16 protein-coding genes are annotated in these 18,500 nt (G+C 72.4%); 13 read left to right on the plus strand and 3 right to left on the minus strand.

Features of this window, described 5'->3' with window-relative positions; genetic code table 11:
- Nucleotides 1–387 precede the first annotated feature (387 nt).
- Nucleotides 388–597: a hypothetical protein gene (locus tag ACFVX6_RS29330; RefSeq protein ID WP_389696485.1), complete on the plus strand. Its 210-nt coding sequence runs from the start codon at nucleotides 388–390 to the stop codon at nucleotides 595–597.
- A gap of 357 nt (nucleotides 598–954) precedes the next feature.
- Here ACFVX6_RS29330 and ACFVX6_RS29335 read toward each other — a convergent pair whose 3' ends face one another.
- Nucleotides 955–2,145 (minus strand): threonine aldolase family protein, encoded by a 1,191-nt coding sequence (locus ACFVX6_RS29335; protein WP_389696550.1) that lies wholly within the window; start codon nucleotides 2,143–2,145, stop codon nucleotides 955–957.
- Between the two features lie 821 nt (nucleotides 2,146–2,966).
- Between ACFVX6_RS29335 and ACFVX6_RS29340 the strand changes: the two genes are divergently transcribed.
- The 11 genes from ACFVX6_RS29340 (at nucleotide 2,967) to ACFVX6_RS29390 (ending at nucleotide 11,679) form a co-directional block, all read left to right on the plus strand.
- A complete protein-coding gene (locus ACFVX6_RS29340) occupies nucleotides 2,967–3,986 on the plus strand; it encodes a Rossmann-like and DUF2520 domain-containing protein (RefSeq protein ID WP_389696487.1) in 1,020 nt (339 codons plus the stop codon).
- On the plus strand, nucleotides 3,983–4,984 hold the full coding sequence (gene panC / locus ACFVX6_RS29345) for a pantoate--beta-alanine ligase (RefSeq protein WP_389696489.1): 1,002 nt from the start codon (nucleotides 3,983–3,985) through the stop codon (nucleotides 4,982–4,984). The genes ACFVX6_RS29340 and panC overlap by 4 nt, the downstream gene beginning before the upstream one ends.
- Nucleotides 4,981–6,774, plus strand: a complete 1,794-nt coding sequence (locus tag ACFVX6_RS29350; protein WP_389696491.1) for an L-aspartate oxidase — start codon at nucleotides 4,981–4,983, stop codon at nucleotides 6,772–6,774. Before panC ends, ACFVX6_RS29350 begins: the two co-directional genes overlap by 4 nt.
- Nucleotides 6,775–6,776: 2 nt before the next feature.
- Complete coding sequence (gene nadC, locus ACFVX6_RS29355) at nucleotides 6,777–7,802, plus strand: carboxylating nicotinate-nucleotide diphosphorylase (protein ID WP_389696493.1); 1,026 nt, start codon at nucleotides 6,777–6,779, stop codon at nucleotides 7,800–7,802.
- 3 nt (nucleotides 7,803–7,805) lie between these two features.
- Nucleotides 7,806–8,615 (plus strand): type III pantothenate kinase, encoded by an 810-nt coding sequence (locus ACFVX6_RS29360; protein ID WP_250752787.1) that lies wholly within the window; start codon nucleotides 7,806–7,808, stop codon nucleotides 8,613–8,615.
- Between the two features lie 257 nt (nucleotides 8,616–8,872).
- The gene (locus ACFVX6_RS29365) at nucleotides 8,873–9,058 is read left to right on the plus strand and encodes a DUF397 domain-containing protein (protein WP_389696495.1); all 186 of its coding nucleotides are present in this window, start codon (nucleotides 8,873–8,875) and stop codon (nucleotides 9,056–9,058) included.
- Nucleotides 9,059–9,130: 72 nt separating this feature from the next.
- On the plus strand, nucleotides 9,131–9,784 hold the full coding sequence (locus tag ACFVX6_RS29370) for a hypothetical protein (protein ID WP_389696497.1): 654 nt from the start codon (nucleotides 9,131–9,133) through the stop codon (nucleotides 9,782–9,784).
- A gap of 14 nt (nucleotides 9,785–9,798) precedes the next feature.
- Nucleotides 9,799–9,972: a hypothetical protein gene (locus tag ACFVX6_RS29375; RefSeq protein ID WP_250752807.1), complete on the plus strand. Its 174-nt coding sequence runs from the start codon at nucleotides 9,799–9,801 to the stop codon at nucleotides 9,970–9,972.
- 148 nt (nucleotides 9,973–10,120) lie between these two features.
- Nucleotides 10,121–10,633, plus strand: a complete 513-nt coding sequence (locus tag ACFVX6_RS29380) for a BlaI/MecI/CopY family transcriptional regulator (RefSeq protein WP_389696499.1) — start codon at nucleotides 10,121–10,123, stop codon at nucleotides 10,631–10,633.
- Nucleotides 10,634–10,642: 9 nt separating this feature from the next.
- Nucleotides 10,643–11,173, plus strand: coding sequence for an amino-acid N-acetyltransferase (locus ACFVX6_RS29385; RefSeq protein WP_389696501.1), 531 nt, complete (start codon nucleotides 10,643–10,645; stop codon nucleotides 11,171–11,173).
- 167 nt (nucleotides 11,174–11,340) lie between these two features.
- Nucleotides 11,341–11,679 carry an Lsr2 family protein gene (locus tag ACFVX6_RS29390; protein WP_250752815.1) on the plus strand — a complete coding sequence of 113 codons (339 nt, stop codon included), beginning with the start codon at nucleotides 11,341–11,343 and terminating at the stop codon, nucleotides 11,677–11,679.
- On the opposite strand, the gene ACFVX6_RS29395 is transcribed toward ACFVX6_RS29390, so the two are convergent.
- Nucleotides 11,661–12,341, minus strand: a complete 681-nt coding sequence (locus tag ACFVX6_RS29395; protein ID WP_389696503.1) for an SCO3374 family protein — start codon at nucleotides 12,339–12,341, stop codon at nucleotides 11,661–11,663. The genes ACFVX6_RS29390 and ACFVX6_RS29395 overlap by 19 nt on opposite strands.
- Before the next feature lie 487 nt (nucleotides 12,342–12,828).
- Here ACFVX6_RS29395 and ACFVX6_RS29400 point away from each other — a divergent pair, with 487 nt between their 5' ends.
- Nucleotides 12,829–15,354 (plus strand): ATP-dependent Clp protease ATP-binding subunit, encoded by a 2,526-nt coding sequence (locus ACFVX6_RS29400; protein ID WP_266905902.1) that lies wholly within the window; start codon nucleotides 12,829–12,831, stop codon nucleotides 15,352–15,354.
- Nucleotides 15,355–15,438: 84 nt separating this feature from the next.
- On the opposite strand, the gene ACFVX6_RS29405 is transcribed toward ACFVX6_RS29400, so the two are convergent.
- On the minus strand, nucleotides 15,439–18,417 hold the full coding sequence (locus tag ACFVX6_RS29405; RefSeq protein WP_389696505.1) for an NACHT domain-containing protein: 2,979 nt from the start codon (nucleotides 18,415–18,417) through the stop codon (nucleotides 15,439–15,441).
- Nucleotides 18,418–18,500: the final 83 nt, after the last annotated feature.

Consider the following 18,500-nt stretch of genomic DNA (forward strand, 5'->3'; position numbering starts at 1 on the left):
TTTCAGCCGTCCGGCGTTTGAGGACCGGGGTCTGGGGCGGAGCCCCAGGGGGTCCGGGCGCAGCCCGGTACCCCCCAGCCCGTCGGGCGTTGGGGACCGGGTCAGGGCTGGCCCGGGGGCAATCTCAGCCCCGCCGGCGTTTGAGGCGCGGGGTCTGGGGCGGGACCCCTCCTCGGACCGTCCGGCGTTGAGGACCGGGTCAGGGCGGAGCCCTGGGAACGGTGGAAGGGCGGGTAGGGGACTTCGCCCCGCGCAGCGGCCGATCCACCGCCGCCCGGCCCGGCGGAAGCCCGGGGATCCAGTCGGCGAAGCCGACCCCGCGGGGCCGATTGACGCCGTCGGTCAACCGGCGCGCGCAGCGCCCCCGCGCAGGTTCAGGGTGGATGCATGACCGCGATCGAGCAGTACCTCGTCGACACCTACCGGGCCTCGCAGCACGGCACCCCGATGCCCCCGCCGCCGGGCCGCGATGACGTGGCCGTCCTGCGCGCGGCCCGCACCTACGAACAGTTCCGGGCCGTCCTCGACGGCGCCCCGGGCCACCACCCCTGGCGCTCGGCCCTCGGCCGCCTGCTGACCCGCCGGGACCTGCCCTGACCGCCGGTGGTCTTGCCGGGCCGGGCTGCGGGTGGCTCCCGGTCCTGTGACCCGCCGGGACCTGGCCTGACCGGCCTTCGGGTCTTGCCGCCCCGGCGAGCGGCCCCCGGTCTTGCCGGCCCGGGCCACAGGCGGGCTCTGGTCTTGCCGGGCCGGGCTGCGGGTGGCTCTCGGTTCTGTGGCCCGCCGGGACCTGGCCTGACGGCCGCTCCGCCCTTCGGGTCCTGCCCCGCTCCGGCGAGCGGCCCTTGCCTTGCCGGGCCGGGCTACAGGCGGGCCCGGCCGGCCCGGGCCACAGGCGGGTCCCGCCCCGCCCGCCCGGGCCACAGGCGGGTCCCGCCCCGCCGCCCGCCCGGGCTACAGGCGGGCCACGAAGTCCGCCACCGCTGTGGTGACGTCGGCCTCCGTCCAGGCCAGGCCCGGGCGGGTGACCTCGACCTCCGTCACCGAGAGGCCCGGCGGCCCGTCGGGGGACCAGCGGCGGAACAGGACCGTGCCCGTCTCCTCCGCCAGGCGGAGGCCCGCCTCGGTGAGGCGGTCCGCGTCGTACGGGAGCCACACCTGGAACTGATGGGTGTGCGGCACCTCCGGGTGGACCCGGAACCAGGGCACCTCCGGGGCCGCGCCGAGCGCCGAGGACAGGGCGGACGCCACCGTTCGCGCCTTGGCCACGTAGGAGGGCAGTTCCGGCAGTTCCCGTTCCAGCCCGGCCAGGGCGGACAGCGCGGCCGGGAACTGGCGGAAGATCTGGCCCCCGTACCGGTGCCGCCAGACCTTCGACTCTGCGACGAGCGACGCAGATCCGGCGAGGGCGGCCCCGCTGAGGCCGCCGAGGGACTTGTAGAAGGAGACGTACACCGAGTCCGCCAGCGCCGCGATCTCCGGCAGCGACCGGCCGAAGTGGACCGTCGACTCCCACAGCCGGGCCCCGTCGAAGTGGACCACCGCGTCCCGTTCCCGGGCGGTGTCCACCAGGGCCGACAGCTCCTCCCAGGTCGGGAGCAGGAAGCCCGCGTCCCGCAGCGGAAGCTCCAGCATCAGCGTCCCGAACGGCTCCGGCAGCTCGGCGACCTCGGACGCGGTCGGCTGGCGCGGTTCGCCCGTCGGGTGGACGGTCCGCAGCCCCGAGACGACCGACAGCGCGCCGCCCTCCCACCGCTCCGGGTGGCTCATCGGGTGCAGGGCGACCACCGGGTTCCCGGTCCGGCCGGCCCAGCAGCGCAGCGCGATCTGCTGGGCCATGGTCCCGGTCGGGAAGAACGCCGCGTCCTCGGTGCCGAGCAGCTCCGCGACCCGCCGCTCCAGCCGCTCCACGACGCCGTTGCCGTAGACGTCACCCGGCTCGTCGGGGTCCGGGGCCAGCCCGCCCAACTCCGCCAGCAGCTCGCCGACCGTGGCCTCCCGCAGACTGTCCGACAGCTTCCGCGAAGCCGCCCGCCCCGCGACCACGATGCGCGCCGCAACGTCGTCGGCGGCCTGCTCCCGTTCCTGCTCCGTCACCGGGTCTGCGGCCTGCGCAGCGCCCGCGCCCGCGCTCTGCCGATTCACCTGCTCCGTCACCGGGTCTGCGGCCTGCGCCGCACCTGCGCCCGCGCTCTGTCGAGTCACCTGCTCCGCGTCCGTGTCCGCGCCTGCGTTCTGCGCTGTCGCCCGCTCCGTTACGTCGTCCGCGTACTGCACTGCTACCGGGTCCGCGACCCGCTTTGCTACGGCAGCCCCACCCGACTCCGCGGCCTCCACCGGGACCGGCTCCGCGTCCGGTTCGGCGGCCTCGCCCACGTCCGTCACCCGCTCGGCCGCCCGATCCCCGTCCGTGTACGCGTCCGTGCCCCGCTGCGGGGCCAGGTCCGTTCCCGCGGCCCGTTCGGCCGCCGCGTCCGGTTCCGCGATCCGCTCCGTGCCCGCGGCCCGCTCCGCCGCCGCGTCCGGATCTGCGATCCGCTGCACGCCGGTGTTCCTGCCCGCCCCTTGGCCGGAGCCGGAGCCGGAGCCGGAGCCCGGCTCCGAGCCCGCCCCTGCGCCCGAGCCGGCGCCCGGCTCCGCACCTGTACCCGATGTACCCGCGCTGGTCTCCGCGCCCGGCCCTGTACCCGAGCCGGGCCCTGTGCCCGAGCCGGGCTCCGTACCCGCCCCTGGGCCCGAGCCCATCCCTGCGCCCGAGCGGGCGCCCGGCTCCGCCCCCGTGCCCGAGCCGGGCTCCGTGCCCGAGCCGGGCTCCGTGCCCGAGCCGGGCTCCGTGCCCGAGCCGGGCTCCGTGCCCGCCCCCCCACTCCAGCCGGGCTCCGAGCCCGGCCCCGTGGCCGCCGTCCGCTCCGTGTCCTGGTTCATCCCCCGATCATCGCCGACCGGCCCACACGCCAGCAGCTAGCATGGCGACGTATCGTCCGGTACCCCCCGCGGACCGGAACGGAACGGAAGGCCTCCCCCGCGTGAACACAGCCCCCCAGGCGGAGCGCCCCGCCCGGCTCTCCGTCGGTGTCGTCGGAGCCGGCCGGGTCGGACCCGCGCTGGCTTGTGCCCTGCAGCAGACCGGGCACCGGCCCGTCGCCGTGTCGGGCGTCTCCGATGCTTCGCGGCGCCGGGCCGAGCGGATGCTGCCCGGCGTGCCCGTCGTCTCTCCCGCGCAGGTCCTCCAGGCCTCCGACCTCGTGCTCCTGACCGTTCCCGACGACGCCCTGCCGTCCTTGGTGGAGGGCCTCGCCGAGACCGGCGCGGTCCGCCCCGGACAGCTCCTCGTCCACACCTCCGGGCGGTACGGGGTCTCCGTGCTGGACCCCGCGCGCCGCGCGGGCGCGCTCCCGCTGGCCCTGCACCCCGCGATGACCTTCACCGGCACCGAGGTCGACGTGCAGCGCCTCGCGGGCTGTTCCTTCGGGGTGACCGCCCCGGACGAGCTGCGGCTCGCCGCCGAGGCCCTGGTCATCGAGATGGGCGGGGAGCCCGAGTGGATCGCCGAGGTGAACCGCCCGCTCTACCACGCGGCCCTCGCGCTCGGCGCGAACCACCTGGTCACCCTGGTCGCCCAGTCGATGGAACTGCTGGCGAAGGCGGGTGTCGAACACCCGAACCGGATGCTCGGCCCGCTCCTCGGGGCGGCCCTCGACAACGCCCTGCGCTCCGGTGACGCCGCCCTGACCGGCCCGGTGGCCCGCGGCGACGCCGGTACCGTCGCCGCACACGTCGCGGAGCTGCGCAAGCACGCCCCGGGCACCGTCGCCGGGTACCTCGCGATGGCCCGTACGACCGCCGACCGCGCCCTCGCGCACGGCCTGCTCAAGCCCGAACTGGCCGAGGACCTCCTCGGCGTGCTCGCCGACGGCGCGACCGGCATCGACCCGGGCCCCGGCTCCAATTCCGGCCCCGAGGGACGCGAAGGCGGCGACCTGTGATCCTCCTCGACACCGCAGACGCACTGCACCGCCTGCCCCGCGCCGCCGAGGCCGCCCGCCGCGCCGTCGTCATGACCATGGGCGCCCTCCACGAGGGCCACGCCACCCTGGTCCGCACCGCCCGCGCGCAGGTCGGCCCCACCGGCCAGGTCGTGGTCACGGTCTTCGTCAACCCCCTCCAGTTCGGGGCGAACGAGGACCTCGACCGCTACCCCCGCACCCTCGACTCCGACCTGCTCATCGCCGAAGAGGCCGGTGCCGACGCCGTGTTCGCCCCGGCCGTCGACGAGGTCTACCCCGGCGGCGACCCCCAGGTCCGGATCACCGCCGGGCCGATGGGCGGCCGCCTCGAAGGCGCCACCCGCCCCGGCCACTTCGACGGCATGCTGACCGTCGTCGCCAAGCTGCTCCACCTCACCCGCCCCGACCTGGCCTTCTTCGGCCAGAAGGACGCGCAGCAACTGGCGCTGATCCGGCGGATGGTGACCGACCTGAACTTCCCCGTGGAGGTGGTCGGCGTACCGACCGTCCGCGAGCCGGACGGGCTCGCGCTGTCCTCCCGCAACCGCTACCTCTCCGCCAAGGAGCGCGGCACGGCCCTGGCCCTCTCCCGCGCCCTGTTCGCCGGCCGCGACCGCCTCGCCGCGCAGGCCGCGCTGCGCGCCCGTGCCGAGGCCCAGGGGCCCCCGGCCGGCGACGAGCGTGCCACCGGCCTGGCCCGGCTCGGCGAGATCCGCGCCTCCGCCGACGCGCACGCCGTCGCCGCGGCGGGCGCCGGGCTGCCGGAGGCCGTACGGGCCGCCGCGCGGCACGTCCTGGAGGAGGCGGGCCGCCACGATCCGCCGCTCGTCCTGGACTACCTGGCGCTGGTGGACCCCCAGGACTTCACCGAGGCCGGCCACGGCTTCACCGGTCAGGCCGTGCTGGCCGTCGCCGCGAAGGTGGGCGCGACCCGGCTGATCGACAACATCCCATTGGAGTTCGGAGCGCAACCGTGAGCACCCCAGGCAGAGGCCCCGCCACCGCGGGCACCAGCACCGGCATACGGCTCCACGCCCCGGCGCCCGGCTGGTCCGTCGACGCCGATGTCGTGGTCGTCGGATCCGGAGTCGCCGGACTGACCGCCGCACTGCGCTGCGCGGCCGCGGGCCGCCGTACCGTCGTGGTCACCAAGGCCCGGCTCGACGACGGCTCCACCCGCTGGGCCCAGGGCGGCATCGCCGCCGCCCTCGGCGACGGGGACACCCCCGAGCAGCACCTCGACGACACCCTCGTCGCCGGCGCCGGCCTGTGCGACGAGGCCGCCGTCCGGCTCCTGGTCACCGAGGGCCCCGACGCGGTACGCCGCCTCATCGCGACCGGCGCCGTCTTCGACACCTCCGCCGAGACCGGCGAGATCGAGCTGACCCGCGAGGGCGGTCACCACCGCCGCCGCATCGCGCACGCCGGCGGGGACGCCACCGGCGCCGAGATCTCCCGCGCGCTCGTCGAGGCCGTCCAGGACGCCGGCATCGAGACCGTCGAGAACGCCCTGGTCCTGGACCTGCTCCTGGACGCGCAGGGCCGTACCGCGGGCGTCACCCTGCACGTCATGGGCGAGGGCCAGCACGACGGGGTCGGCGCCGTGCACGCGCCCGCCGTGATCCTCGCGACCGGCGGCATGGGCCAGGTCTTCTCCGCGACCACCAACCCGTCGGTCTCCACCGGCGACGGGGTGGCCCTCGCACTGCGCGCCGGCGCCGAGGTCTCCGACCTCGAATTCGTCCAGTTCCACCCCACCGTGCTCTTCCTCGGCGCCGACGCCGAGGGCCAGCAGCCCCTGGTGTCGGAGGCCGTCCGCGGCGAGGGCGCGTACCTCGTCGACGCCGACGGGGTCCGCTTCATGACCGGCCAGCACGAGCTCGCCGAGCTCGCCCCCCGCGACATCGTCGCCAAGGGCATCATGCGCCGCATGCAGGAGCAGGGCACCGAGCACATGTACCTGGACGCCCGGCACTTCGGCGCCGAGATGTGGGAGCAGCGCTTCCCCACCATCCTCGCCGCCTGCCGCTCGCACGACATCGACCCGGTCACCGAGCCCATCCCGGTCGCCCCGGCCGCGCACTACGCCTCCGGCGGCGTACGGACCGACCTGCACGGCCGCACCACCGTCCCCGGGCTGTACGCCTGCGGCGAGGTCGCCTGCACCGGAGTGCACGGCGCGAACCGGCTGGCCTCCAACTCCCTGCTGGAGGGCCTGGTCTTCGCCGAGCGCATCGCCGACGACATCATCGGGAACCCGCCCGTGGGCAACGGCTCCGGCATCCCCGTCCCGGCCACCGGCCCCCTCCAGCCCGCCGAGGCGCGCTACGAGATCCAGCGCATCATGACCGACGGCGCGGGCGTGCTCCGCTCCGCCGAGTCGCTGCGCCGGGCCGCCGCCGCGCTCGAAGCCCTGTACGCGACGGCGTTGACGGAGCTGGAGACCCGGGGCAAGACGGCCGTGCCCGGCACCGAGACCTGGGAGGCCACCAACCTCCTGTGTGTGGCCCGGGTGCTGGTCGCCGCCGCGCAGCGGCGCGCGGAGACCCGTGGCTGCCACTGGCGCGAGGACCACCCCGACCGGGACGACACCGACTGGCGGCGCCACCTGGTCGTCCGCCTGTCGGAGACCGAGCGGCGGGCCCTGGTCGTCACCACCACGGACTCGGCGGACTTCCCGTCCGTACGGAACCCCTTGAACAGCAACAGCAGTAGCAGCAACAGCAGTAGCGACAGCACCCGCAGCACCGACAGCCTGGAGCGGTAACCGTGAGCACGCACGAGCAGGACTCCCACGAGCACGAGCACGAGCACGACCACACCCACCCGCACGAGGAGCTCCCGCTCCTCGACCAGAGCGAGGCCGGCGGCTGCGGCGACGACTGCGCCTGCGGCGAGGGCGAGGAGACCGGCCTGGACCCGGCGCTCGCCCAGCTGCTCGTGGACGCGGGTCTGGACCCCGTGGAGGTCGAGGACATCGCGCACATGGCGATCTCCGAGGACCTCGACGGCGGGGTCGACGTCACCACCGTCGCCACCGTCCCCGAGGACGCCGTCGCCACGGCCGACTTCACCGCGCGCGAGGCCGGCACGGTCGCCGGCCTGCGCGTCGCCGAAGCCGTGCTCTCCGTCGTCTGCACCGACACCTTCGAGGTCGAGCGGCACGTCGAGGACGGCGACCGCGTCGAGGCCGGCCAGGTGCTGCTGTCCGTACGGGCCCGCACCCGGGACCTGCTCACCGGCGAGCGCAGCGCGCTGAACCTGCTCTGCCTGATGTCGGGCATCGCCACGGCCACCCGCGCCTGGGCCGACGAGCTGGAGGGCACCAAGGCCAAGGTCCGCGACACCCGCAAGACCACCCCCGGCCTGCGCTGCCTGGAGAAGTACGCGGTCCGCTGCGGCGGCGGCGTCAACCACCGGATGTCGCTGTCCGACGCGGCGCTGGTGAAGGACAACCACGTGATCGCGGCGGGCGGCGTCCGCGAGGCGTTCAAGGCCGTGCGCGAGCAGTTCCCCGACCTCCCCATCGAGGTCGAGGTGGACACCCTCCAGCAGGTCCGCGAGGCCCTGGACGCGGGCGCGGACCTGATCCTGCTCGACAACTTCACGCCCATCGAGACCGAGGAAGCGGTGGCGCTGGTCCACGGCCGCGCCGTCCTGGAGTCCTCGGGCCGTCTCACCATGCACAACGCCCGCGCCTACGCCGAGACCGGCGTCGACTACCTCGCCGTCGGCGGGCTCACCCACTCCTCCCCGATCCTGGACATCGGCCTCGATCTGCGCGAGGCGGTGTAACCGATGCTCCTCACCATCGACGTGGGCAACTCCCATACGGTCCTTGGCCTGTTCGACGGTGACGAGATCGTCGAGCACTGGCGCGTCTCGACCGACCCGCGCCGCACGGCCGACGAGATGGCCGTGCTGATGCAGGGCCTGATGGGCATGCACCCGATGCTCGGCAACGAACTGGGCGACGGCATCCACGGCATCGCGATCTGCTCGACGGTGCCGGCGGTGCTGCACGAGCTCCGCGAGGTGACCCGCCGCTACTACGGGGACGTTCCGGCGGTGATCGTGGAGCCCGGCACCAAGACGGGCGTACCGATCCTGATGGACAACCCGAAGGAGGTCGGCGCGGACCGCATCGTCAACGCGGTCGCCGCCGCCGAGCTCTACGGCGGTCCCGCGATCGTCGTCGACTTCGGTACGGCGACCACCTTCGACGCCGTCTCCGCCAAGGGCGAGTACGTCGGCGGGGTCATCTCCCCGGGCATCGAGATCTCCATGGAGGCCCTCGGCGTACGGGGCGCCCAGCTCCGCAAGATCGAGCTGGCCCGCCCGCGCAACGTCATCGGCAAGTCCACGGTCGAGGCGATGCAGTCGGGCGTGGTCTACGGGTTCGCGGGCCAGGTCGACGGGATCGTGAACCGCATGGCCAAGGAACTGGCCGGCCCGAACGGCGTCCCGGACGACGTCCGCGTCATCGCCACCGGGGGCCTGGCCCCGATCGTCCTCGGCGAGGCCGAGGCCATCGACGACCACGAGCCCTGGCTCACCCTGATCGGCCTGCGGCTGGTCTACGAGCGCAACGCGCCCGCCTTCGGCTGACCGCGTCGGGATCGCCGGCCCCCACGGCCCGGCGCCCGAGCGCCCGGACGGCCCCTGCCCTCCTCCCGGAGGCGGGGGCCGCTTTATCGCTCTCACAGCTTTATCGCCCTCCCGGCGTCCTTACCGCGCGCTGACGCCCGCCATGACAATTTCCCCGGAAATGGCCGGACCACGGCCACCGCGGGGATAACGTGCCCCACGAGATGTTCCGGGAGCCCGTCCCCGGCGCCACAGCGCCTGTGACCGGAGGAGACGCCATGACCGCTCGGCCCGCCTGGCAGAAGTCCTCGTTCTGCGGCGAGGGGGACAACTGCGTGTACGTCAGCGCCGCCCCCGGCACCCTGGTCCGCGTGGCGGACCGCGCCGACCCGGCCCACCTGGTCCTCGCCACCACCCAGGCCGCCTGGGCCGATTTCCTGCGCGTGGTCAAGCAGCCGGAGTAGTCCCCCTCCCGACACGCGCCCTGTACGTGTCCACTCAAGGGATTTTGTCCGATTAGCGCGTATCTTCGGCCCATGCCCACGCCCTACGGATCCCGCGGCGGCATGGCGTTCGGCGCCGATGAGCTTCACGTGCTCAGGCGCTCGCTCGCTCACGCCCTTCAGTCCTCGACGGCCCCTCTGACGGCCGTCGAGGTCCAGGACTGCCTGCGCCTCGCGGCGTCGGTGGACGACGCGGTCCAGGAGGCGGGGAGGCTCAGAGCGTTCCTCCTCGCCGACCTGGCGCGGTACAGAGCCGCCCTGCCCGGCAGCCTCACCGGCTACCTGGAGCTGCTGCAGGACGCCCTGGCCGCCGGCTACGAACCCGTGCCGGACGACCTCGCGGCCCTCCGGGCGCTGCGCGCCAACCCGGTCGCCGCCGCGCTGCTGGAGCGGGCCCAGACCATCGCGGAACGCTCCGTACGCCGCAGGCTGTCCACGGCGCCCGCGCCGCGCACCCGGCTGCTGACCCTCGCGGGCGGCACCGAAGCGCGCGCCACCGACCCGCGCGGCACCGAAAAGGGCGGCTCCGACAAGGGCGGCTCCGACAAGGAGAACGACCCCGCCCGCCCGAAGCCCGAACCGCGCCCCGACGACCGCCCGGGCCGCCCCATCCCGACCCCGGGCGAGGTCTTCCCGCCCCGCCGCAAGCCCACCCCGCCCCCGGAGGCCGGGCGCGCGGTCGGGTAGCTAGTCTGTGGGGCATGGACTACGTTTCCGCGCTCGTGCCCCCCTTCGTGATGGCCGTGTTCTTCATCGCTCTCGTCGTGACGATCGTGAAGAGCCAGGGCGGTGCCAACAAGGCCAAGGAGGACGCGGCCGTCGACGCCGTGCTCGCCCGCGCCGAGGCCGCTCAGCAGTCCCAGCCCCAGAAGTAGGCCCCCTCGACGGGGGACGGGCGTACGGCTTCCCAGCCGTACGCCCGATTTTGTTGCGCCTTGCCGCCCGGATAGCCGCGCAATTCACCACAACCCGCACTATCGTGCTGCTGTGCCTCGCCCCTTGGGAGAACTCGAAGACGCAGTCATGACGCGGGTGTGGCAGTGGAACCGCCCGGTCACCGTTCGCGAAGTCCTGGAAGACCTACAGCAGGAACGGTCCATCGCGTACACCACGGTCATGACCGTTATGGACAATCTTCATCAGAAGGGCTGGGTCCGCCGCGAGGCGGAAGGCCGCGCCTATCGATATACGGCGGTCTCCACCCGGGCCGCTTACTCGGCCGCACTGATGAACGAAGCCTGGTCGACGAGCGACAACCCCGCAGCCGCCCTCGTGGCCTTCTTCGGCATGATGTCGGCGGAACAGCGCGAGGCACTCAGGGACGCCGTACGCATCGTTCAGCCGGCGGAACCCGAAGTCTCCCCGGAACCCGAAGTCTCCCCGGAACCCGAAGTCTCCCTGGAACCCGAAGTCTCCCCGGAACCCGCGCTCTCCCCGGAACCCGAAGGATCCCGGGAGTCCGCCGACTCCCCGGCGCCGCCCCCGCCCGCTGCCGAAGGCGACTCCGCGGCACCGGGCACCGCGCCGGGGCGATAACGTCCGGGCATGGGTGAGTTTTCCGCTGCACATGCAAAAACAGTCACGATCCGCCGAGCGCGTACCGGTGATGTTCCCGCGCTGCGCCACCTCCTCGACCAGTACGTACAGCAGCGGATCCTGCTGGACAAAGCGCCGGTCGTCCTTTATGAGGACATCCAGGAGTTCTGGGTCGCGGAACGCGACTCCGATGGCCAGGTGGTCGGCTGCGGTGCGCTCCACGTGATGTGGGAAGACCTGGCCGAAGTCCGCACTCTTGCCGTCGACCGCGCCTTGAAGGGCGTGGGAGTCGGTCATCTGGTGCTCGACAAGTTGCTGGAGACCGCCCGGAGGGTAGGTGTCAGCCGGGTTTTCTGCCTCACCTTCGAAGTGGACTTCTTCGCGAAGCACGGCTTCGTCGAGATCGGCGAGACCCCGGTCGAGACCGATGTGTACATGGAGCTGCTGCGTTCCTATGACGAGGGTGTCGCCGAGTTCCTCGGTCTCGAACGAGTGAAGCCGAACACCTTGGGCAACAGTCGGATGCTTCTGCACCTCTGATCGATCACCGCGGGGATTTCACAGGAGCCCCCGGCTCCGGGGCCTATGTCCGAATCGCGCATGTTTCCCGACCCGTTGCGGACCCGAACCCGTGACGGGGGGTTTGTGTTTTCCAGGCAAAAGCGGTTTCCTTTCCGCGTACTGCTTTTCGATGAAAGGAAATCCCGGTGGCACAGAAGGTTCAGGTCCTTCTTGTCGACGACCTCGACGGCGGCGAGGCGGACGAGACGGTGACGTTCGCTCTGGATGGCAAGACCTACGAGATCGACCTCACCACCGCCAACGCTGAAAAGCTTCGCGGCCTCCTCGACCCGTTCACCAAGGGCGGTCGCCGCACCGGTGGCCGTGCCGCGGCGGGTCGTACCAAGGGCGGCCGCGCCGCCGCGACGTCCGGCAACCCGGACACGGCCGAGATCCGCGCCTGGGCCAAGGCCCAGGGCATGAGCGTCAACGATCGCGGCCGCGTTCCGCAGGAGATCCGCGAGGCTTACGAGAACCGCGGCTGACCTCCGGTCGGATCCACGGTGCCGATGCGATGCGCAGCGGCCGTACGCCGTCGCAGCCGCGCCCGGTGGCATTCCGTCGCCGCCGCCGCGACCAGGCGTACGAGACCGGGCCCGGTGGCGTCTGCGCCACGTCCGGGCCCGGAGCCCTGCCCCACAACGGGCAGGGCGGGCAGCAGTGCCTCACACCCCTGCTCGGGGGGCCGCAGCCACACGGCGGCCCCCTGAGGGCTTTCCCCGGGCCCCACCAGGTGTCCCGGCGGCGTCGGAGCGGTGATCCGGCCACCCGTACCCAGGGCGGCGAGATCCAGGGCCACCCCGCCCCACTCCAGCCAGTCGAGCAGCCCTTCCAGCTCGTCGGCGCTCCCCGGGGCCACCAGGAACCGCATCCTGCGCCCCATCAGTGCCACGGGCCCCGTGGCGGCGCGGCAGGGGCCGCGGAGCACCGCGGCGCCGGCATCGGCCGGCAGCTCCAGTACGTCGAACCGCACCCCGGTCACCAGCTGCGCGGGCGGACCGCCGGCCACGGGCCAGCCGAGCACGCGTTCGTACCAGGACGCCGACGCTTCGGCCGTCTGGTGCGCATCGGTTGCGGAACCGGTCGGGGGTGCCCCGATCGGAGCGCGGGGGAGCGGGACGGTGACGGGCGGCGCGGTGAGGGCCATGTCCGGAGCAACTGCGGAAACGCTTCGGAGTTACGCGGGAGGGGACGCCCGATGTGACGCAGAGCACCCGCATCAATGCGGAACGTAAACGTCCGGGGAGCCGGAGTCTCACATTCGGGACGGAACCGTGTTCGCCCGTAGCGGAGGGGACGGTCGTCCACCAGCGTGAACTGTCCGCTCTTACGGGTAAGACATTCCTAGTGGATCGGGGCGACGGGCTGATTTGCAGGGTCCGAGACCGGCTTCCGTTCGCCATCGGCGTACACGTGTGACGGGTATCTGCCTGGCCTGCGGGAACATCGTCTCGCACCATCGGGTTGGAGCAGTTGTCGGCACTTACAGCCGGGTTTTCCCACGGACATGAGGGTGAGCCGCGGACGGATGTCGGCAGTTGGAATGAGCTGTCCCGCCCCGCGGGACTAGCATGCGGAAGGACAGGGCGGGGACCGACCCCGAACTGCCCGACCGCTCTGAGGAGCGATAAACGATGTTCGAGAGGTTCACCGACCGCGCGCGGCGGGTTGTCGTCCTGGCTCAGGAAGAAGCCCGGATGCTCAACCACAACTACATCGGCACTGAGCACATCCTCCTGGGCTTGATCCACGAGGGTGAGGGTGTCGCCGCTAAGGCCTTGGAGAGCCTCGGGATTTCGCTCGAGGCTGTTCGCCAGCAGGTTGAGGAGATCATCGGACAGGGGCAGCAGGCCCCTTCCGGCCACATCCCCTTCACCCCGCGGGCGAAGAAGGTCCTGGAGCTTTCGCTCCGAGAGGCCCTCCAGCTCGGCCACAACTACATCGGCACCGAGCACATCCTGCTCGGCCTGATTCGCGAGGGCGAGGGCGTCGCCGCCCAGGTCCTGGTGAAGCTGGGCGCCGATCTCAACCGAGTCCGGCAGCAGGTCATCCAGCTGCTCTCCGGCTACTCCGGCGGAGGCAAGGAGTCGGCCACGGCCGGCGGCCCGGCCGAGGGCACGCCCTCGACCTCGCTCGTCCTGGACCAGTTCGGCCGCAACCTCACGCAGGCTGCTCGCGAATCCAAGCTCGACCCGGTCATCGGGCGCGAGAAGGAGATCGAGCGGGTCATGCAGGTGCTCTCCCGCCGGACCAAGAACAACCCGGTCCTCATCGGCGAGCCCGGCGTCGGCAAGACCGCCGTCGTCGAGGGCCTGGCCCAGGCGATCGTCAAGGGCGAGGTCCCCGAGACCCTCAAGGACAAGCACCTCTACACGCTTGACCTGGGTGCCCTGGTTGCCGGTTCCCGCTACCGCGGTGACTTCGAAGAGCGCCTCAAGAAGGTGCTCAAGGAGATCCGCACCCGCGGCGACATCATCCTGTTCATCGACGAGCTCCACACCCTCGTGGGTGCGGGTGCCGCCGAGGGCGCGATCGACGCCGCCAGCATCCTGAAGCCCATGCTGGCCCGTGGTGAGCTCCAGACCATCGGTGCCACGACGCTGGACGAGTACCGCAAGCACCTTGAGAAGGACGCCGCTCTCGAGCGCCGCTTCCAGCCGATCCAGGTGGCGGAGCCTTCCCTCCAGCACACCATCGAGATCCTCAAGGGCCTGCGCGACCGCTACGAGGCCCACCACCGCGTCTCCATCACGGACGAGGCCCTCGTGCAGGCGGCCACCCTGGCCGACCGGTACATCTCGGACCGCTTCCTCCCGGACAAGGCGATCGACCTGATCGACGAGGCCGGCTCCCGGATGCGCATCCGCCGGATGACCGCGCCGCCGGACCTCCGCGAGTTCGACGAGAAGATCGCGAACGTGCGTCGCGACAAGGAGTCGGCCATCGACTCCCAGGACTTCGAGAAGGCGGCTTCCCTCCGTGATTCGGAGAAGCAGCTGCTGGCGGCGAAGGCCAAGCGCGAGAAGGAATGGAAGGCCGGCGACATGGACGTCGTCGCCGAGGTCGACGGCGAGCTCATCGCCGAAGTCCTGGCGACCGCGACCGGCATTCCGGTGTTCAAGCTGACCGAGGAGGAGTCCTCGCGACTCCTGCGCATGGAGGACGAGCTCCACCGTCGCGTCATCGGCCAGAAGGACGCCATCAAGGCGCTCTCCCAGGCGATCCGCCGTACCCGTGCGGGTCTGAAGGACCCGAAGCGTCCCGGTGGCTCGTTCATCTTCGCCGGCCCGTCCGGTGTCGGTAAGACGGAGCTCTCCAAGACGCTCGCCGAATTCCTCTTCGGCGACGAGGACGCGCTGATCTCCCTCGACATGTCGGAGTTCAGCGAGAAGCACACGGTTTCGCGTCTCTTCGGTTCGCCCCCCGGCTACGTGGGCTACGAAGAGGGCGGCCAGCTGACCGAGAAGGTCCGCCGGAAGCCGTTCTCCGTCGTCCTCTTCGACGAGGTCGAGAAGGCCCACCCGGATATCTTCAATTCCCTTCTCCAGATCCTGGAAGACGGTCGACTGACCGACTCCCAGGGCCGGGTCGTGGACTTCAAGAACACGGTCATCATCATGACGACCAACCTGGGTACGCGGGACATCTCGAAGGGCTTCAACCTCGGCTTCGCGGCTCAGGGAGACACCAAGACCGGATACGACCGGATGAAGGCGAAGGTCAACGAAGAGCTCAAGCAGCACTTCCGGCCCGAGTTCCTCAACCGTGTCGACGACACGGTCGTCTTCCACCAGCTCACCGAGGAAGACATCGTCCAGATCGTCGACCTGATGATCGCCAAGGTGGACGACCGCCTGAAGGACCGTGACATGGGCATCGAGCTCAGCACGGAAGCGAAGGCACTGCTGGCCAAGCGCGGCTACGACCCGATCATGGGTGCCCGCCCGCTGCGCCGCACGATCCAGCGCGAGATCGAGGACATCCTGTCGGAGAAGATCCTCTTCGGCGAGCTGCGCCCCGGTCACATCGTGGTCGTCGGCAAGGAGGGTGAGGGCGACGAAGCCAAGTTCACCTTCCGCGGTGAGGAGAAGACTCCGATCTCGGACCTTCCCCCCATCGAGGCGTCGGGCTCCGGCCCGGACCTCACCAAGGGTGCGTAAGCGCTAGCCGCTCACAGCGGTACGAAGGGGCGGCCCCGGGACCGAAAGGTTCCGGGGCCGCCCCTTTGCCGTGGGCGGCCGGTCTTACTGCTCGTACACCTGCGGCACCATCTCCAGCTTCGCGTGCGGGAAACGGCGGAGCAGCCGTTCCTCGATCCCGTCCTCCCACGGCTCGGCACCGTCGTAGAACAGCACGGTCCGCAGCGAGGGCAGGTCCGCGAACTCGGCGAGGCCGGCCAGTACGGCGCAGGACACGGCGATCTCCCGCAGGTTCTTCAGGCACGAGAGCTCCGCCCACGCCGCCGTACCGCCGGGGCGCCAGGCAGGGCCGAGCTCCAGGCGCCGCAGGCCCGTGAGCCGGCCCAGACCGACGAGGTCCGGGTCCGCTTCGTCCAGCTCGATCTCTTCCAGCGGGGCTTCGGGGGAGACGTCGGTGAAGGACCACGCACCGGGCCTGGAGTGCAGGGTGAGCGTGCGCAGCCGGGACCAGGAGGCGATGGCCGGGGCGATGGGGAGGTCGCCGCCGAGGTAGAGGGACACCTCTTCCAGGGGAAGTCCCTGCAGCGGACCCAGGTCCCGCAGCTCGGACCAGCCGTTGACGACGAGGTGCCGCAGTGAGGTGTGGCCGCGCAGGAATTCCATGTCCGCGCCGCCGCCGAAGTACCAGAAGGTCAGCCCGGCCACCGGCTGACGGGCCAGGAAGGCGGTCAGGGCCTTCCGGCTGACTCCGTTGTCGATGTACAGGTCGGGCGGGCCGGTGAAGGAGGTCAGCGCCGCCAGCTTGTCGTCCGAGTCGACGACGATGGTGCTGGGCGGCGGTTCCATGTGCGCGAGCACCTGGGCGGCGTACTGGCGGGTGTCGAACGCCGTCCATGCCCGGACGAGCAGCTCCCGGACCTTTTCGTCGGGGTGCCGGCAGTATCCGGCGAGGTAGCCGACGGCTTCCTCGGATCCGGCCGCCATGGCCGCCCGCACCGAAAGGTGGGCATCGCCGCCCCGGGCGTCCTCGCCGCGGGGCAGCAGGTCCAGGACGAGCGGCCCGACCCGGCCGAGCGCTTCGGCGGCGTTCTTGTCCGCGGGCGGAATGAGACGGCCGGCGGCCCTCCGGACGTCCTCGCGGAGCTCCGGTTCCAGCTCGGCCGCGTACTCCAGCGACGCGAGGGCCAGCAGGACCGCCCGGTCCGTGTCCCGGACCAGCAGGTCGCGGATGATCGCCGCGCGTTCGAGGGGGCGGCCCTGGGCGACGGCCATGCGGATGACGTCCTCCCACTGGTCGTCCTCCGCGTGCCGGGTCAGTTCGCCGAGGCTGCCCTCGTCCAGGGCCGCCCGGGCGCCAAGGAAGTCCTGGAAGGTGCGGTGGACGAACTCCAGGGTGTCCTCCGTGGGGGCCCGCAGGAGGCCGGTCCGGTCCAGGAGGTGCCGTAGGACGGCCGGGGCGTCACCCAGTGCCTGCGCGGCCGGTACGGCGGGCAGGGCGGCGGCGATCAGGGCCGTGGCCCGGTCCCGGCCGATCTCGGTGCGGCCGTTGCGGATGAGCCAGTGCGCGAGCCGCTGGAGGAGCTGGAGCTGCGGCTCCTCGGCCAACTCCGGCAGACGCAGGTCCCGCTCGCGGTCGCGGCGGTGCAGCAGCATCGACAGGGCGGCCGTGTAGAGCTCCTTGCGGCCCGACGGCAGGAAGCCCCGCCGCTCGCGGTGCAGGGCGCAGATCAGCCCGCAGAGCAGCGGATTGGTGGCGAGCCGGGCCAGCTCCGGCTTGGTGGCCAGGGATTCCAGCAACTGGTCGCGGAGGTCCTCGCCCGCCTCGGCCGCCGCGTGCCAGCGGGTGACGAAGGCTGCCACCGCAGCCTGGTTCATGGGGACGAGGACCAGCTCGGTGAACTGCTCGCCCGCGAGCCAGTCGTGGCGGACCGCCGAGGGCCGGGAAGTGACCAGCCACCGGTTGTGGGGGTAGGCGGCGAAGAGGTCGACGAGCCAGTCGCGGGCGCGGACCCGCTCGGCCTCCGGGATCTCGTCGATGCCGTCGACCAGGATCAGGCCGCGCCCCGCGCGCAGGACCCGGTCCTCCCAGCCCTCCGGGGACTGTCCCTTGAGCGCGGTGGCGGCCAGGAAGTCCTTGGCGGCGGGCAGCGGCTCGCCGTGCCGGGTCAGGGTCCGAAGGGGCAGTACGTACGGGACGAGGTCGGCTGCGGCTTCCTCCCGGCCGGCGGAGACGGCGAGCTGCTGGATCAGCGTGGTCTTGCCGGAGCCGGCCTCGCCGCGCAGCAGGACGCGGTGGCCCTCGTGCAGCCTCGGGTCCGAGGCGCGGGAGCCGTCGTGCAGCCACTGCGGGGCCGTGGGCCGGTGGAGGGGCCGGTCCGGGCTCGGGGAGACCACCTCGAGGCTCACGTACGCGGCGTCGAGCGGCCAGCGTGCCGAGCCGGGCGGCAGGTCGATCCCGAAGATCGTCAGCGTGCTGTGCCGTTGGGCGAGGTACGCCAGGTACCTGGTCTCGAACTCCGCGTCCCTGCCGTCCTGGCGGGGGATCCGCGCGAGCAGGGCGTCGATCTTGGCGATCGCCTCGGCCTGGCGGCGGGCCTGCTCGACCAGGGCCGCCGGGATGTAGGTGGAGCGGGTCGTGAAGAAGTGCAGGACGTGCAGGCAGGTGGTTTCCAGCAGCCGGTCGTGGAAGAGCTCGGCGTCCCGCCCCAGGCCCGTGGCCGGCGCCGCCTTGCGCAGTTCGGCGGCGAAGGCGCGCGCGCCCATCTCGACCGCCTGGGCGTCCTCCAGGGCCAGGTCCCCGAGGCAGTGCAGGGTGACGGCCAGCGCGGCCGCGACGCCCGGTTCCTCGCCCGGCGGCAGCGGCTGTTCGCCGGGGGCCCGTAAGGCCTCCGCGACGAGCTTGTCGGCGAGCCGACGCAGGTCGTCCCGGGACAGTACGCGCTGCTCGCGCAGGGAGACGTACGAGGAGATCCGCACGGGCCGGTCGACGAGGCCGGCGCCCGCCCCCTCCCCGCGGAAGAGCTTCTTCACGAGGGGGGTCACGACCCCCGAGGCCAACCGGATCCCCACCACGGATGCGTCCACGAGGCGGAGCGTAGCTCCGGCGTGACGTGGGTCGCAGGGCTTTGGTCCCGACGGGGGGCGGCCGGAGGTCCCGGGCCGGTGAC

This window comes from Streptomyces sp. NPDC058289, from assembly GCF_042880975.1.
In the GTDB taxonomy this organism is placed as follows: Bacteria; Actinomycetota; Actinomycetes; order Streptomycetales; family Streptomycetaceae; genus Streptomyces; species Streptomyces stoeckheimensis.